Annotated in this window: 1 protein-coding gene; it reads right to left on the reverse strand. The window is 41.8% G+C overall.

Annotated features, from left to right (window positions below):
• Nucleotides 1-736: 3'-5' exonuclease (locus CTN07_RS22515; protein ID WP_170107358.1), on the reverse strand; the 736-nt coding region annotated here is incomplete at both ends.

The raw sequence follows: 736 nt of genomic DNA on the forward strand, positions 1-736 counted from the left end.
TTCTTACTGTTCTCTACCGAGTAGTAGATCTTGGCACTGTGTTTTGCACGTGTGATGGCAACATACGCTAAGCGACGCTCCTCTTCGGTATCAGCAGAGATCCCAACAGACGAACGATTAACATAAGGAAAGGCGTCTTTATCCCAATAAGGCAAATAGACTTGGCTATACTCACAGCCTTTCGCCCTAAAGATTGTGGTTAATTGCACTTGTGACATTGAGGGTTCAGTTTGGCGCAATGAATCTGAACGTTGGGTATAATACTCAAAGTAATTCAATGCCTTTTCACACTCTTGATCCATAGACGCTAGCACAGTCTCGACACTATCTAACCTTTCGACGGCTTCTTCAATCTCAGATGCTGTCGCTTCGGTTTTCCAAATCCAGTTATCCAACTCACTATCACGACGATACTGTCGATAAACATCCAGCGCTTTAAAACTACCTTTACGGCGTAGTGTCATCAATAATTCTACTCGTGCTGTAAAGTTATCAAGATTTAAATTGGGTTGTACCTTCTCTGTTTTACTTAACACGTTTAGCCACTGATCTATAGGTGTGTTAGCGAGCTCATCACACAATGGGCGTAAATTTGCATTCGGCACATAACAGTGAGGAAACGACATTAAGTTAAACACTAATGTCGCTTTTTCAAACGGCTGTAATTGGTTATAACGCCCGGTAGCAAAACGCATTACATCCATTAACAGCTTTACTTCTCGGCTATTAGAAAGCA

The organism is Photobacterium damselae (genome assembly GCF_003026815.1).
GTDB lineage: Bacteria > Pseudomonadota > Gammaproteobacteria > Enterobacterales > Vibrionaceae > Photobacterium > Photobacterium damselae.